The 13,199-nt window shown below is 63.8% G+C and carries 16 protein-coding genes; 5 read left to right on the top strand and 11 right to left on the bottom strand.

Annotated elements, in window-relative coordinates; genetic code table 11:
* The first annotated feature begins 88 nt into the window (after positions 1-88).
* Positions 89-439, top strand: coding sequence for a GNAT family N-acetyltransferase (locus AC1L34_RS12350; protein ID WP_424294740.1), 351 nt, complete (start codon positions 89-91; stop codon positions 437-439).
* 10 nt (positions 440-449) lie between these two features.
* Here the strand turns inward: AC1L34_RS12350 and AC1L34_RS12345 are convergent, their stop codons facing one another.
* The 5 genes from AC1L34_RS12345 to AC1L34_RS12325 are packed head-to-tail and all read right to left on the bottom strand — an operon-like array spanning position 450 to position 3,638.
* Positions 450-1,244, bottom strand: coding sequence for an exodeoxyribonuclease III (locus AC1L34_RS12345; RefSeq protein ID WP_480034815.1), 795 nt, complete (start codon positions 1,242-1,244; stop codon positions 450-452).
* Positions 1,245-1,247: 3 nt separating this feature from the next.
* Positions 1,248-1,736: a barstar family protein gene (locus AC1L34_RS12340; RefSeq protein WP_424294744.1), complete on the bottom strand. Its 489-nt coding sequence runs from the start codon at positions 1,734-1,736 to the stop codon at positions 1,248-1,250.
* Positions 1,733-2,311 (bottom strand): guanyl-specific ribonuclease, encoded by a 579-nt coding sequence (locus tag AC1L34_RS12335; RefSeq protein ID WP_424294746.1) that lies wholly within the window; start codon positions 2,309-2,311, stop codon positions 1,733-1,735. Before AC1L34_RS12335 ends, AC1L34_RS12340 begins: the two co-directional genes overlap by 4 nt.
* 29 nt (positions 2,312-2,340) lie before the next feature.
* Positions 2,341-3,045 (bottom strand): GNAT family N-acetyltransferase, cg3035/Rv0428c family, encoded by a 705-nt coding sequence (locus AC1L34_RS12330; protein ID WP_424294748.1) that lies wholly within the window; start codon positions 3,043-3,045, stop codon positions 2,341-2,343.
* A 2-nt stretch (positions 3,046-3,047) separates the two neighbouring features.
* The gene (locus AC1L34_RS12325; RefSeq protein ID WP_424294749.1) at positions 3,048-3,638 is read right to left on the bottom strand and encodes a peptide deformylase; all 591 of its coding nucleotides are present in this window, start codon (positions 3,636-3,638) and stop codon (positions 3,048-3,050) included.
* A gap of 172 nt (positions 3,639-3,810) precedes the next feature.
* Between AC1L34_RS12325 and AC1L34_RS12320 the strand changes: the two genes are divergently transcribed.
* From AC1L34_RS12320 to AC1L34_RS12305, 4 genes are all read left to right on the top strand, one after another.
* Entirely contained in the window at positions 3,811-4,158 is a 348-nt protein-coding gene (locus tag AC1L34_RS12320; RefSeq protein ID WP_424294751.1) for a DUF3263 domain-containing protein, read from the top strand.
* A gap of 53 nt (positions 4,159-4,211) precedes the next feature.
* A complete protein-coding gene (locus AC1L34_RS12315; RefSeq protein WP_424294753.1) occupies positions 4,212-4,727 on the top strand; it encodes a LytR C-terminal domain-containing protein in 516 nt (171 codons plus the stop codon).
* 130 nt (positions 4,728-4,857) lie between these two features.
* Positions 4,858-5,460 (top strand): superoxide dismutase family protein, encoded by a 603-nt coding sequence (locus AC1L34_RS12310; RefSeq protein WP_424294754.1) that lies wholly within the window; start codon positions 4,858-4,860, stop codon positions 5,458-5,460.
* 23 nt (positions 5,461-5,483) lie between these two features.
* Complete coding sequence (locus tag AC1L34_RS12305; protein ID WP_424294756.1) at positions 5,484-6,626, top strand: glutamate--cysteine ligase; 1,143 nt, start codon at positions 5,484-5,486, stop codon at positions 6,624-6,626.
* A 6-nt stretch (positions 6,627-6,632) separates the two neighbouring features.
* Here the strand turns inward: AC1L34_RS12305 and mnhG are convergent, their stop codons facing one another.
* The 6 genes from mnhG to AC1L34_RS12275 are packed head-to-tail and all read right to left on the bottom strand — an operon-like array spanning position 6,633 to position 13,185.
* Complete coding sequence (gene mnhG, locus AC1L34_RS12300; protein WP_424294757.1) at positions 6,633-6,959, bottom strand: monovalent cation/H(+) antiporter subunit G; 327 nt, start codon at positions 6,957-6,959, stop codon at positions 6,633-6,635.
* Positions 6,956-7,219 carry a monovalent cation/H+ antiporter complex subunit F gene (locus AC1L34_RS12295; protein ID WP_424294758.1) on the bottom strand — a complete coding sequence of 88 codons (264 nt, stop codon included), beginning with the start codon at positions 7,217-7,219 and terminating at the stop codon, positions 6,956-6,958. Before AC1L34_RS12295 ends, mnhG begins: the two co-directional genes overlap by 4 nt.
* Complete coding sequence (locus AC1L34_RS12290; RefSeq protein WP_424294760.1) at positions 7,216-8,001, bottom strand: Na+/H+ antiporter subunit E; 786 nt, start codon at positions 7,999-8,001, stop codon at positions 7,216-7,218. The genes AC1L34_RS12295 and AC1L34_RS12290 overlap by 4 nt, the downstream gene beginning before the upstream one ends.
* On the bottom strand, positions 7,998-9,617 hold the full coding sequence (locus AC1L34_RS12285; protein ID WP_424294762.1) for a Na+/H+ antiporter subunit D: 1,620 nt from the start codon (positions 9,615-9,617) through the stop codon (positions 7,998-8,000). The genes AC1L34_RS12290 and AC1L34_RS12285 overlap by 4 nt, the downstream gene beginning before the upstream one ends.
* Positions 9,614-10,276, bottom strand: a complete 663-nt coding sequence (locus AC1L34_RS12280) for a Na(+)/H(+) antiporter subunit C (RefSeq protein WP_424294764.1) — start codon at positions 10,274-10,276, stop codon at positions 9,614-9,616. The genes AC1L34_RS12285 and AC1L34_RS12280 overlap by 4 nt, the downstream gene beginning before the upstream one ends.
* Entirely contained in the window at positions 10,276-13,185 is a 2,910-nt protein-coding gene (locus tag AC1L34_RS12275) for a Na+/H+ antiporter subunit A (protein ID WP_480034814.1), read from the bottom strand. Before AC1L34_RS12275 ends, AC1L34_RS12280 begins: the two co-directional genes overlap by 1 nt.
* Positions 13,186-13,199 lie beyond the last annotated feature (14 nt).

Below are 13,199 nucleotides of genomic sequence, written 5' to 3'. Positions count from 1 at the left end.
AGGCATATCGTGATGCGCATGTGACTGATGTGACTTGCATCTCTATTTGTCCAACCATAGGCTTGTGATGCGAGTCACAGGAGGCTATATGTACCGGAAGCACCGTCATGCTCAGCCGACGCAATCGGCGCGTTCGCTGCTGCAACAGATATCTCAGGTCTCGCACAACCCTGACCGTGAGCGGTTCGAACTCTGGGTGGCTGGCGATCTCGTCGGTGTCCTCGGTTATCGCATCGACAAGGGTCCGCAGGGAGATGTGGTCACCATCCTGCATACCGTTCTCTACGACGAATACAGCGGACACGGACTTGCGACCCGACTGACGGGCAGCGCAATGTCGTACATGCGAGAGAACAACCTCAAAGTGCGGCCGATCTGCTCGTTTACCAGACACTTTTTGGACAGTCATCCCGGCATGGTGGCAATGGCACCCGCCTAGTGAAACTCGCTTACAAGGTGAGGGCGCTGACGTCGAAGACGACGGGCGCATGGTCGCTGGCACCCTGGGTGGCGCGAACTTCTCGATCAATGAAGGCGTCGTGTATGCGGTTGTTCAATGCTGGTGAGCACAAACCGAAATCGATGCGCATGCCCTCGTTGCGGGCAAACCGACCGGCTTGGTAGTCCCAGAACGTGAACTTCCTTGGGCCCGGCGTGTACGGGGCCGCGCTGTCGACGAATCCATGGTCGATGAACTTCGTGAAGGCGGCACGTTCTATCTCACTCGTATGAGTGCGACCCTGGAAGTACTCCGGATCCCACACATCCTCATCCGTGGGTGCCACGTTCCAGTCACCGAGCAGGGCAATCTGCGCTGCGGGATCGTGCGTCAGTTCCAGACTGGTCACATCCGCGAGGGCACCCAGCCAATCGAGCTTGTACTGCAGATGCGGGTGCCCGGGCTCACGGCCGTTGGGCACGTACAGGCTCCAAACTCGCACCCCGCCGCACGTCGCCGACATGGCGCGCGCCTGTATCTCGCCGTTGTAGGTCGGCTCACCGTCGAAGCCGTTGTGAACCTCGTGCACTCCGAGACGTGAAGCAATGGCGACGCCGTTGTAGCCGCTGGTCCCGTGGAAGGCGACGTCGTATCCGTGCGCGATGAAACTCATCACCGGGAACTCGTCGTTGGTGCACTTAGTTTCCTGCATTGCCAGCACGTCGATAGCGTGCCGATTCATCCATGCCACGACCTGCTCGGATCGGGCGCGGATCGAGTTCACGTTCCACGTCGCCAGGCGCATGCGTCAATCTTGCCGTAGCCGCAAGAGGGGCGCGTCAGCGGCCTCCCATCGTCGGGCGACGAGATCACCCGCCGTTGTCGAGTCAGCAAGCAAAACAAGCCCGAACCCCAGTTGCTCACTGCGGTAGTGCTCGCGCCAAAAGTCGACCGATGTCGCGAACCATGCGAAATCATCGGCATTCGCCGCCGCGAGGAACTTGTCAGCGGCTTCGATCACGGTGAGGTAGCCGGTTGCGACCGCGCCGGTCGGCGTGTGCATGCCTGTCGGTAGATCGCGAATGGAATCGTCGAACGCGTCCTTATTGGCGCCGAAGTGCGACGGGAAGTCCCACGCGGAGGCAAATGCCTCGTACATCCCTGGCATGGTCGCCATTTTGGCGCCGGGAAGTCGCCGGGCGACGGCACCGGTCCGGTAGGTGCTGATCGATCCGACTGCCAGAACGGTAGCCGGGCCGGGGCCGGTCAAGGCGCCGGGGGGAAATTCGAGGTTCATGCGGCCGGTCCTCTGATCAGGATGAAGCTCTTGTAATGGTCCTTGGTGTACCAGGCTGAACCGTCGCTGCTGGTCACGATGCGTTCGGCGTCGCGGCCGCGGCCTCGCTGCTTCGGATTCACGTCCCACTCCCGGTACGTGATCCGACGCCCGCTGGAGTCTTTGACCGGAAGGTTGCGCTCGTTGTTGCGGAAGGTGTCGCCGCCGCGCGTCCCGGGCGCATTCGCGGCCTCCGGCCATCGACCGGCATCCACCAGTGCCAAGGTGTTCAGTACCCGCGCGGGTATCTGCTTGCTCGGCGCCGGGGTAGCGGTCGACGACGTCTTCTTCGGAGCCTTGGAGGCGGTGGCTGGCCGCGTGGGCTTCGGTGTTGCGGCTCCAGCGGGTGCCGGAGCGGCTGACGAAGCACTCGTCGTCGACGTCGCAGCTTCGGAATCGGGGCCGTCCCGTCCGTCGATCCACCAGGTCAGTGCGACGACCGCCAGAAGCAATACCACGGCCAGAATTGCCGCAAAGGTTCGTCGTTTGGTTAGGTCGGGCGCGCCGTCGGCGTCGGTGGGGTTGGAATTCGACATCGCCTCCACCGTATGTCATTGCGTGGACGCTACATCGTCAGCAAACGGCAGGTGTGATGCAACTCGAACCCGAGAGCGCGCCACGCATCGCGCGCGGCACCGTCGAAAGCGGGGACGGTCGCCGCAGCTACCCCCGGTGAAATGAGGGCCCACTCGCCGGCGGGTGTGTCTCGGTCGGGTTCGGGACCGACGAGTACCTCGTACGCAATGGACGCGCGAGGCGCGGCCCCCAACGCGGAACTGCGCAACAGGCGGTCGGCCACCATCAGTCGAGGTGCCAGGTCGTGGTCGGTGAGCCAGGCGAGGGCAGGTCCCAGACCCGCTGCCGTCGACCCGAATTCGACCGGTGCCGCCACCCCGGAGCGCAGGTTGGGGCCAGCCGCGGTCAGTAGCCATCCGTCGATCACTTCGCGCGCGTCAGTCGATGCGGCCTCCATCAGTGCACGCTCGACGTCCCGGATCTCCGAATTTCGAACGACCCGGCGCGACAGCAGTCGGATCGACGAGATAGCCGCGAGGGCGAGCCGATGGGTTTCGCCATCGCGCTCGATGAACACGGCGGTGTCGGAGCGGTCACGGAGAATGCCGGTGATGTCGGACTGCGTCGGATGACCCCGTGCCGGTTGCGGATTTGGGGCCCCACGCCAATCTGCGGGAGCGTCGTCGCCCAGTCGATACCGGATGACGACGCGATCACCGATCGCCGGTTGGTGACTGCCGCTCGCGGAAGGCATGGCTAGTCGTCGTGCCCGAAGGGGTCGACGCCAGCACCGGGCAGCCACGACAGTCCAGGCCGACCCCAGCCGTTGCGCTTGATGGCCTTCTTTGCTGCGCGCGCATTGCGTCCGACTAGGACGTCCACGTACAAGAAGCCGTCCAAGTGGCCGGTCTCGTGCTGCAGCATGCGAGCAAAGAAGCCATTGCCCTCAATTTCGACGGCGTCCCCATTGCGGTCGGTTCCGACGACCTTGGCCCAGTCGGCGCGACCGGTCGGGAACCCTTCACCCGGCACCGACAGGCAACCTTCGTCGTTATCGTCCGGGTCGGGCATGGTCTCGGGGATCTCCGACGTCGTCAACACGGGGTTGATGACCTCGCCGCGACGTCGCGTCGCTCCGTCGGGGCAGTCGTACACGAACAGTCGCAAACCCTGGCCCACCTGGTTGCCAGCAAGGCCGACACCGTTGGCGGCGGCCATCGTGTCGTACATGTCGTCGAGCAGGGTGATGATCTCGGCGGACGGCTTGCCGTCAGCGTCGAGTTCCACCGGGCTCGTCGGCTGGTGAAGGACCGGTTCGCCGATGATGCAGATCGGGAGAATTGCCATGGCTGAGTATTCTACTTCGCGACACACCGGCGTTGGCTGCGGTGCGCCGTCGAGGGTTCGCCACGTCATCGTGGTTAGATGTTGGACGGAACCACACCAATGTTATTCGCCTCGTGCGGAGCTCCGGTGGTGGTTGGGGTGTAGATCAAGGTTCGGCTGTTTGAGGAGCGAAATGGACGGCGCAACTGCGCGTAGCCCAAAGGGTGACCCCACAGCTGTCGGCAACGTCAGTGACGAGGGTGTCGACCCGCATGAGGTCGGTGCCGACGGCCTCTCCCGGCGTGAGCGGGAGATCCTCAACTTTGAGCGCCAGTGGTGGAAGTTCGCCGGCTCAAAAGAAGACGCCATCAAAGAACTCTTTAACTTGTCGGCAACCCGCTACTACCAGGTACTTGGTGCGCTCGTCGACCGTCCGGAAGCTCTCGCCGCCGACCCGATGCTCGTCAAGCGGTTGCGTAGGCTCCGAGCGTCTCGCCAGAAGGCGCGTGCCGCGCGGCGTCTCGGCTTCGACATCACCTAATACTCACACCAGCCTTCGATATCCCATGAGTGCGGTGGGTTAGAGTTGCGGTGATGAATGCTGATCGTGAAACCAACCGACTGCCGCTGCGCGCGGGTGCCATGTTGCTGCTGGCGATTGCGGTCGTCTGCCTTGGGCTTGGCATCCACCAGCTGACCCTCAAAGACAACGCTCCCGACGCCGGGCTCATCGCTGCAGAGAGTTCGCAAGCTTCGGCGGAAGCCAGTGCCGGATCGCCAACCGCCGCAGCCAGCGATACCGCCACCACCAGTCCCAGCCCCACCGTTGATCCCAACGCCACCGAACTCTGCGTGCTTAACGCCGGATCGATCACCGGGTTGGCAGGCGAGGTCGGTGACGCTTTGACCAGCGCGGGATACAAGGTTGGCGAAAAGGCGAACCTCGCGAGCGCAAGCATCACCGAGAACACCATTTTCTACACCGCAGACCAGGAGGCGGAAGCCAAAAAGGTCGCCGAATCAGTTCCGGGTGGGGCAGCGTTGACCGCTCGGCCGGACCAATTCACTCGCTGCCCCGGTGCGATTGCGGTCGTCGTGGTGAGCCGGTAGCACGCGAGCCGGGTGGACCGGTCATAATCATTGACGAGTAATAACGAACAACACATGGTGAATACGGCAACTCTCGCGGCAGGCTCAAGCCCAGCCAGCCGAAGTGCCAGCCGACGTAAAAGGAGCACACATGACCGTCCGTAGCAGCAACCGCGCTTCGACTGTCCGAGTCGTTGCGGTACTCGCGGCGGCTGGCGGCGCAGCCCTCGCCCTCGCAGCTTGCACCCCCAACGAGCACGCAACCGACGTTCCCGGCACGACGCCGGCCGTTGTCACCGGCGACCAAGTGGTGCCGGGCGAAGTGGTGAATGCCGACGGCATTCCCAATACCGCGCAGGCTGGCGCGACCACCCTCTTCGACAAAGAGGGCAACCGCGTTGGATTCGTGAGCTTCACCCAGGAGGACGACGCCGTGCAGGTTTCGGCGCGCGTCTCGGGAGTTAAGCCCGGTGTTCACGGTCTGCACATCCACACGGTCGGCAAGTGTGAGGCGTCGACTAACTTCACCTCAGCGGGCGGTCACTACCAGGCACCGGGTCGTACGGCAATGCCCGAAACCGGCGACCTGATGAACATGAACGTCCTCAAGAACGGCACCGCCACCGGTACCTACACCACCGATGCCTTCACCGTGCAGGAGATTCGCGGCAAGGCATTGATCTTGCACGACGTCGCTGAAGACGGTGCTGATGCTCCCCGCGTGGCCTGCGGCATCATCTCGCAGACCCGCTAGTTAGCAATCGGGGGGACCAATTGGTGACGATTCCGGCAGAGATCGTCTTCAACGGCTCTGCGGGACCGACTCTTGGCGTCGAATGGGAACTGGCCCTGGTCGACAAGACCACCCGTGACCTGAGGAATGCCGCCGACGATCTTTTCCGGCTCATCGACGTCCGTACTGGCTGCGACGGTGGGAAGGGGACCGGAAAGATCCATCGGGAGTTGCTCCGCAACACCGTTGAGTTGGTGACCGGGATCTGTCACACGGTTGGTGAAGCGATGGACGATCTCGGCGGCTCGCTCGAGATTGTCCGCGAGATCGGTGACGAGATCGGCGTCGACCTGTTCGGAGCCGGTACCCACCCATTTGCGGAATGGTCTGCGCAGCAGTTGTCGGAGGGGCACCGGTACGCGGAACTCATCGAACGCACCCAGTGGTGGGGTCGACAAATGTTGATCTGGGGCGTGCACGTGCACGTCGGGATCGATGACGGCAGGAAGGTGCTGCCGATCATCTCGTCGCTGCTGAAGTACTACCCGCACCTGCTGGCGGTGTCGGCATCGTCGCCGATGTGGGTTGGTCGCTCCACCGGTTACGCAAGCAATCGCGCCATGATGTTTCAGCAGTTGCCGACGGCCGGGCTGCCCTTCCAGTTCCAGCAGTGGAGCGAGTTCGAGCACTTCATTCACGATCAGAAGAAGACTGGCATCATCGACCACCTCAACGAAGTGCGGTGGGATATCCGACCGTCGCCACACTTGGGAACCATTGAGGTCCGGGTGTGCGACGGTGTGTCGAACCGTCGGGAACTGGCGTCGATTGTTGCGCTGACCCACTGCCTTATCGTCGACTTGGATCGCCGTCTGACCGCCGGAGAGACCCTCCCGCACATGGCCCCGTGGCTGGTTCAAGAGAATAAGTGGCGCGCCGCTCGCTACGGCCTGGACGCGATCATCATTCAGGACGCCGACTGCTCCGAACGCCTCGTCACCGACGACCTCGCCGACCTTCTGGTTCGGCTGGAACCGGTGGCCGCGTCGTTGGGCTGCCTGGAAGAACTGGGCGGGATCGCCGACATCATCGCTGGCGGCGCTAGCTACCAGCGGCAGCAGCGGGTCTTCGCCGAAACGGGTGACCTTAACGCGGTCGTCGACTCTGTGGTCAACGAACTGTCGTAGCTGTGGCTATCGGCCGTCGGCCAATTCGTCCTCGTCGAGGACACTCTCCCCGAGCGACTGCTCGCGGTAGACCAGTCGGCCCACGCGTTGGGCGACGACGGGTGCGGTGATGAGCGTAAAGAGACCGGTCAAGACGAGCATGCCGCCGTCGGGGTGGCCGTCGAGCTTGATGTATGTCCCCATCAGTACGAGGATCATGCCGAACGTTTGCGGCTTCGTCGCCGCGTGCATGCGGCTGAGGGTGTCGGGGAATCGGACGATCCCGATGGCCGCAGTTAACGCCAGCAGCGAACCGCTCAGAATGAAGACGGCGGCGATCACGTCGCGGATCATTGCTGATCGTCCCGGACTCGGAAGCGGGCAACGGCAATCGAACCGAGGAAGCCGACCAAACTCAGGGCGACGATGGCCGGCACGACCGTCGTATCCAGCGTGTACGCCACCCACACGGCGAGGCCGCATGTTGCGAGGGCAATGATGGCGTCGACGCCGACCAGACGATCGAGGGTCGAGGGGCCGCGGAGAGTGCGGTAGCCGGTCAGCAAGACGGCCGTGAGAATCATGCAGGCACTGATGGCCCAGACGATGGTCATCGGGACTCCTTTCGTGCACGTTCGGCGTCCGCCACGCGTTTGCGGTCGGCGAACGGTACGTGATGGTAGTCGTCGTCGATGCCGTGGAACGGGCTGGGACGCCACTCGTCGTCACGTTCGAAGGTCTTGATGAACTGCCGCTCGACGTAGGCCATCTGCTTAAAGAATTCGTCGATCGAGCTACGTTTGCGGACGTCAAAGACATGGATGTACAGCATCCGGGCGGCCTGATCGATCTCGACGACCATGGTTCCCGGAACCAAGTTGATGTAGTCGACCGCCAAGGTCAGCACGAGGTCGGACTTGATGGCCACATGCACTCGCACGACTGCACCGAGTGGCGGTGGGCCCGGTTTGATTGACGCCCACGCGACCTGGGCGCTGGAGATAAAGAAGTTGACGATCAAGGTGGCGGCGAGTTTGAGCGCCGACAGAATATGGAATCGACCTTCGACGGGCACTCGCGGCAGCGGCAACAGGACCATCACCAGGGCCGCGATCACCGCGCCCATGATGATGTTGCCCCAGGTGATGTCGCCCCACAGCAGCACCCAAACAAAGGTCAGCCAGGCGAAGCCCCACAGTCGGAGGGCCAGTCCCCGGAGTGAGCCGCCCGACCACTGCGGGGCGCGCAGATGGTCGTTGAGCCATGCGTAGACACGGATGACAGTCGAGGCAACGACGAGGAAGGCGACGCGCCACAGGTTGGTGAAGAAGGCGGCGACCGGCCCCTTGTTAACCGGTTTGACGTGCGGGCGATCGGGGAATGGCGTGTTGCTCATCGCTGTCCTCCCACGGGCTCGTGCAGTACCGATTGGATGTAGTGCTCCCGGTTGATGACGCCGTCGGCGGCGTCGCCGGTGAAGGCAAACATGGGTCCGCCCCAGACGGTGAGGGCCAGTCCGGCGGCCACCATCGCCATGGTAGGAACGACCATCGCGATGGGCATCCGTCCGACATCCTCGCGCTCGGCGAGCTGGACGTCGGTGCCCTCTTCAATGAGCGCGGAGGCGGTACTCGATGCGAGGTCGCCCTCGGGGGCGTCGGCGCGGGCCCGCCAAAAGGCCTTCGTCCAAATGCGGGCCATCACGTACAGGGTCAACAGGCTGGTGATGACCGATCCGGCAACCAGCAGCCAGGCGAGTACCGAGCCGTCCTGCGCGCCAGCCTCAAGGAGCGCGACCTTGCCGATGAACCCGGAGAACGGCGGGATGCCGCCGAGATTGAGGGCGGGGATGAGGAAGAGTGCGGCCAGCAGCGGGCTGGCGATGAGGCCGCCGAGCCGTCGCAACGACGACGATCCGGCTTGTCGTTCGATGAGCCCGACGACCAAGAACAGGGTGGTCTGCACCAGGATGTGGTGGGCGACGTAGAAGATGGCGGCCGAGGTTGACAGGGCGGATCCGACGGCGATACCGAAGACCATGTAGCCGATATGGCTCACCAACGTGAACGACAACAGTCGTTTGATGTCCGACTGCGCTATCGCACCGAAGATACCTATCAGCATGGTCAGTAGGCCAGCGATCATTAGGACGTTGTCCATGGACCCGCCGGGGAACAGCAAGCTATGCGTGCGGATCAGCGCATACACGCCAACTTTGGTGAGCAAACCCGCGAACACGGCGGTGACGGGTGCCGGTGCCGTCGGATACGAGTCCGGTAGCCACGTCGACAGCGGGAACACCGCGGCCTTAATGCCGAACGCCACCAGCAGGACGGCGTACAGGGCGTTGCGCGTGCCGGACGGTACGTCGTCGAGCCGGACGGCCATCTCAGCGAGGTTGAGGGTGCCGGTCGTCGAGTAGGCGAAAGCGATGCCCGCCAAGAAGATCAGCGACGACACCATCGACACCATGATGTACGACGCACCCGCGCGGACCCGGTCGGCGGAAGCGCCAAGCGTCAGCAGAACGAAGCTCGCGGCGAGGAGCACCTCGAATGACACGTAAAGGTTGAACAGGTCGCCAGCGAGGAATGAGTTGCAGACGCCAGCGGTCAGGATCAAGTAGCTCGGCAGGAAGATCGACACCGGCTGTTCGGTGGTGCCGTCCCGGATGCCCTGTCCGATGGCGTAGACAACGACGCACAGGAGCACGATCAACGAGATCACCAGCATGAGCGCGGCGAGCCGGTCGACGACCAAGGTGATGCCGAGCGGGGTGCCCGCCAAGCCGCGGTCGCCCCAGCCCCCGATATTCACCGCGAAGGTGCCGTTTTCTCTGGTGAGGAACAACATCAGGGACGACGCCGTCAGCGCGATGGCGATGGCACCGACGCTGACGAGCCGCTGCAGGTGGGGGCTGCGCGCAGCGAGGAGGGTCACCGCGGCGGCAAGCAGCGGTACCAATGTCGGCAGCACGATGAGGACGGAAATCCAGGAGGGATTCGGGATCATCGAATCACCCCCGGGTTGGCGGGGTCCGCAGGGTCGGTGTCATCGGGGTCAGTCGGCATTTCGTCGCCGTCATCGGGGAGGTCGTCGAGCACGTGCGCGTCCTCTGGCATGAGGTCCGGTTCGTGGACGTTGATGTGTGCGGCGATGAATTGATCCGGTGTCAGCGGGTTGCCGTACTTGTCGAACAGGTCGCCAACCACCGTGTCTGCCCCGGTCTGGGGGTCGTCGCTGCGGTCGCGGTCGGGGAACAATTCCGGCGTGGACGTCGCGATCTTGATGTCTTCCTCATCGTCGCCGAGTTCGTCATCGGCGGGCATTTCGCTGCCCGGCGGCAGTTCGGCGTCGGCCTGCTGATTGATCTGGAACAGCCGGTAGGTCAGGGCCAAGATGAACGCTGCGATGCCGAGGGTGATCACGATTGCCGTCAGCACCATGCCTTGGGCGAGGGGGTCGGCGTCAAAGCTCTGGCCGGTCGACTCTCGTCCGCGAATCGGCGGATGACCCGGCTCACCAGCCAAAATGATGATCAGCAGGTTCAATGAGTTGCCGACGAGCAGGAGCCCAAACAGCATGCGGACCAGACTGCGTTCGGTCAGCAGGTAGACGCCCGCCGACGCCATGACGCCGATGAGTATGAGGAGTCCGAGGTTCACGGCCATCACTGCACCTCCGCTGTCTCGGTGGCGGGGGCATCGGGGCTTTCGCCCGCGTCATCGTCATCGCCCGCGTCATCGTCGGGTTCGTCGAGACGAGCGCCGAGGCTCCGGAGAATATCGAGGACCAGGCCAACCACAATGAGGTAGATGCCGAGGTCGAAGAACAGGGCGGTCACCAGTTTTACGTCACCGAAGATCGGCAGCGTCATCTTGAAGACCGCGGACGAGAGGGCCGGTGCCCCGAGGAACAACGACGTGGCCGCGGTTGACGCCGAGATAGCCAGGCCGGCTCCGAGGATGGTGCCGGCTTCGACGCGGATCGCTTCGCCGAGTTCGTAGCGTCCGCCAGCCAAGTACCGCAGCACCAACGCCAGGCCCATCACAAGGCCGCCGGCAAATCCGCCGCCCGGCGCATTGTGACCGGCAAAGAAGAAGTAGACCGACAGGACCACCAGCGTCGGGAACACGAGGCGGGTTGTCGCTTCCAGGATCAGCGAGCGCTGCGAAGGGTCGCGCATCTCGCTGCCGCGCAGCCAGGTGGTGCGGGAGTTGCTGAAGTCGTCGTCGTTGCGGCGTTCGGCGAGCGCCGACTCGGTCGCCCGCGGGACCAAGCCGAACCGGCGATTGCGGAACAACATGGACGCGACACCGGTCGCCGCAACGATCAGCACCGACACTTCGCCAAGGGTGTCCCAGGCGCGGATGTCGACAAGCAGGACGTTGACGGCGTTGGCACCGTGACCGAACTCGTACGCTGCGTCGGATAGGTACACGTGCAGTGGTTCGACGGAGCGAGCAGCGGAGGCATACAGGCCGATTACCACGAGCATCGCGCCGAAGGCGACCGAGATGATGATGCGGACGGTACGGTGACCGGTCTTCATCGCCGACGATGCCTCGGACGGGAGCTTACGCAAGACCAGCACAAACACCACCAGCGTCAGGCTCTCGACCAAAAACTGGGTTAGCGCGAGGTCGGGGGCGCCATACATGGCGAAGAGGGCACCGCAGCCGTAGCCGGTGAGGCCGAGGGTTAGCAGACCTGCGAGACGGTTGCGGAGGACCGCAGTGGCGATGGCTGCGGCAGCCATCAACAGACCAATGACGATCTCTTCGGAAGTGTCGAAGCCCCGAATGTGTAAGGTCTGCCTGCGGCCGAGGAAGAGAGCAGCAATCGGGAGCAGCACGGCGGTGGTCAGGATGACGCCCTGCGTAATGGGTAGGGAACCGCGCTGCGTGTTTCGGGTAACCCACAGCGACATGCTGTCGGCGGATCGGAGCGTGCGGTCGTAGATCCGGTCGGCATTGAGGCGCGGCGGATGAACGAAGATGTGGGCGCGCAGTTTCCGCAAGATGAGGAACAGGGCGGTGCCCGCGACAACCACGATGATCGAGAAAACGACCGGCAGGCCGAACCCGTGCCACTGCGCGAGGTGTTCCAGGTCGTGGCCGTAGGCGGGAAGCGTCTGAGCGTACGGCTCGAACAGTCCGCCGACCCATCCGGCGGCAACCGCTGCGACCACGCCGGCCACCGACAACAAGGCCGGTGGCACCAGGAACATCGGAGTCGGCTGTTCAAGCTGGGCGACGGCGCGGGTGGGGAGCCTGCGCACCTTGCGGCCAAACGCGCCCCACAGGAAGCGGGTGGTGTAGGCGAAGGTGATGACCGAGCCGATCAGTAGCACGATGGTGACCAGATGTCGCACGGTCGGCGGTAGGGCCTCGGTGTCCCAGACGCTGGCGAACGCGGTCTCCTTGCCGACAAACCCGAGTGTGAACGGCAGTCCGGCCATGCTGGCCCCGGCCACCGCTGCGATGGTGGCGAGGAGTGGTAGCCGGTGTCCAAGTCGGGCCAACTGACGAATGTCGCGGGTTCCGGTGGAGTGATCGATGATGCCGACGACCATGAACAGGCAGGCCTTGAACATAGCGTGCGCGACCACCATCGCCAGGCCAGCCATCGCAACGTTGGCGTCGCCGATACCGACGAGCACGACGATGAAGCCGAGTTGGGAGACGGTGCCAAAGGCGAGGATCAGCTTGAGGTCGAGTTCGCGGAGGGAACGCCAGCCGCCAATCAGCATCGTCATTAAACCGAGGCCGATAACAAGGACCTGCCAACTGATCAACGGTGCGAACGCCGGTGCCAGGCGGGCCACCAGGTAGACGCCGGCCTTCACCATGGCCGCGGCGTGCAAGTAGGCGCTGACCGGCGTCGGGGCGGCCATCGCGCCGGGGAGCCAGAAGTGGAACGGCACGATGGCCGACTTCGATAGCGCGCCAATCAGAATCAGTACGACGGCAACGTCGACGAATATCCCGGCGGCGGGCGGGTTGGCGACGAGGTCGGAGAGCAGGTAACTGCCGGTTCGTTCGCCGAGCATGATGAGGCCGACGAGCATTGCCAGTCCGCCGAAAGTGGTGACGAGCAGGGCTTGCGTGGCGGCCCGCCGGGACGTGGCGCGGACACCGTAGAAGCCGACGAGCATAAATGACAGGACCGTCGTGGCTTCCCAGAAAACGTACATGACCAGCGTGTTATCGCTGACGACGAGGCCGAACATGGCGCCGGCGAAGGCGACGAGTTCGCCGCCGAAAACTGAGACACGTCGTCGCATCTCGTCGAAGTAGTTCGCGCAGTAGATCAGAACGAGGGTGCCGACACCGAGGATCAGGACGGACATCACGGCGGCGAGGGTGTCGAACCGCAGCACGATATCCATGCTCAGGCTGGGGATCCACTCGACAGTCTCTACGCGGGGTTGGCCCGGTGTGGGCCAATGCGTGGCCACCCATGCCAAACCTGCGGCCGGGGCGAGCGCGAGAACGTAGAAGCCGCGGGAGCCCAGGGCCTTAATGATCGGTGGCGAAGCGAGCGCGCTGAGGAACAGTGCGATCAATACCACGATCAAAATGGCACTCCGGC

Source organism: Gordonia sp. 34D (assembly GCF_056682775.1).
The sequence above is the reverse complement of the archived record's forward strand: the minus strand, read 5'-3'. Positions and strand labels throughout refer to the sequence as shown.

What these genes read in the sequence shown, in the direction of transcription:
- AC1L34_RS12350 (WP_424294740.1), top strand. Translation starts at nt 89, where the DNA reads ATGTACCGGAAGCACCGTCATGCTCAGCCGACGCAATCGGCGCGTTCG.
- AC1L34_RS12345 (WP_480034815.1), bottom strand. Translation starts at nt 1,244, where the DNA reads ATGCGCCTGGCGACGTGGAACGTGAACTCGATCCGCGCCCGATCCGAG.
- AC1L34_RS12340 (WP_424294744.1), bottom strand. Translation starts at nt 1,736, where the DNA reads ATGAACCTCGAATTTCCCCCCGGCGCCTTGACCGGCCCCGGCCCGGCT.
- AC1L34_RS12335 (WP_424294746.1), bottom strand. Translation starts at nt 2,311, where the DNA reads ATGTCGAATTCCAACCCCACCGACGCCGACGGCGCGCCCGACCTAACC.
- AC1L34_RS12330 (WP_424294748.1), bottom strand. Translation starts at nt 3,045, where the DNA reads ATGCCTTCCGCGAGCGGCAGTCACCAACCGGCGATCGGTGATCGCGTC.
- AC1L34_RS12325 (WP_424294749.1), bottom strand. Translation starts at nt 3,638, where the DNA reads ATGGCAATTCTCCCGATCTGCATCATCGGCGAACCGGTCCTTCACCAG.
- AC1L34_RS12320 (WP_424294751.1), top strand. Translation starts at nt 3,811, where the DNA reads ATGGACGGCGCAACTGCGCGTAGCCCAAAGGGTGACCCCACAGCTGTC.
- AC1L34_RS12315 (WP_424294753.1), top strand. Translation starts at nt 4,212, where the DNA reads ATGAATGCTGATCGTGAAACCAACCGACTGCCGCTGCGCGCGGGTGCC.
- AC1L34_RS12310 (WP_424294754.1), top strand. Translation starts at nt 4,858, where the DNA reads ATGACCGTCCGTAGCAGCAACCGCGCTTCGACTGTCCGAGTCGTTGCG.
- mnhG (WP_424294757.1), bottom strand. Translation starts at nt 6,959, where the DNA reads ATGATCCGCGACGTGATCGCCGCCGTCTTCATTCTGAGCGGTTCGCTG.
- AC1L34_RS12295 (WP_424294758.1), bottom strand. Translation starts at nt 7,219, where the DNA reads ATGACCATCGTCTGGGCCATCAGTGCCTGCATGATTCTCACGGCCGTC.
- AC1L34_RS12290 (WP_424294760.1), bottom strand. Translation starts at nt 8,001, where the DNA reads ATGAGCAACACGCCATTCCCCGATCGCCCGCACGTCAAACCGGTTAAC.
- AC1L34_RS12285 (WP_424294762.1), bottom strand. Translation starts at nt 9,617, where the DNA reads ATGATCCCGAATCCCTCCTGGATTTCCGTCCTCATCGTGCTGCCGACA.
- AC1L34_RS12280 (WP_424294764.1), bottom strand. Translation starts at nt 10,276, where the DNA reads ATGGCCGTGAACCTCGGACTCCTCATACTCATCGGCGTCATGGCGTCG.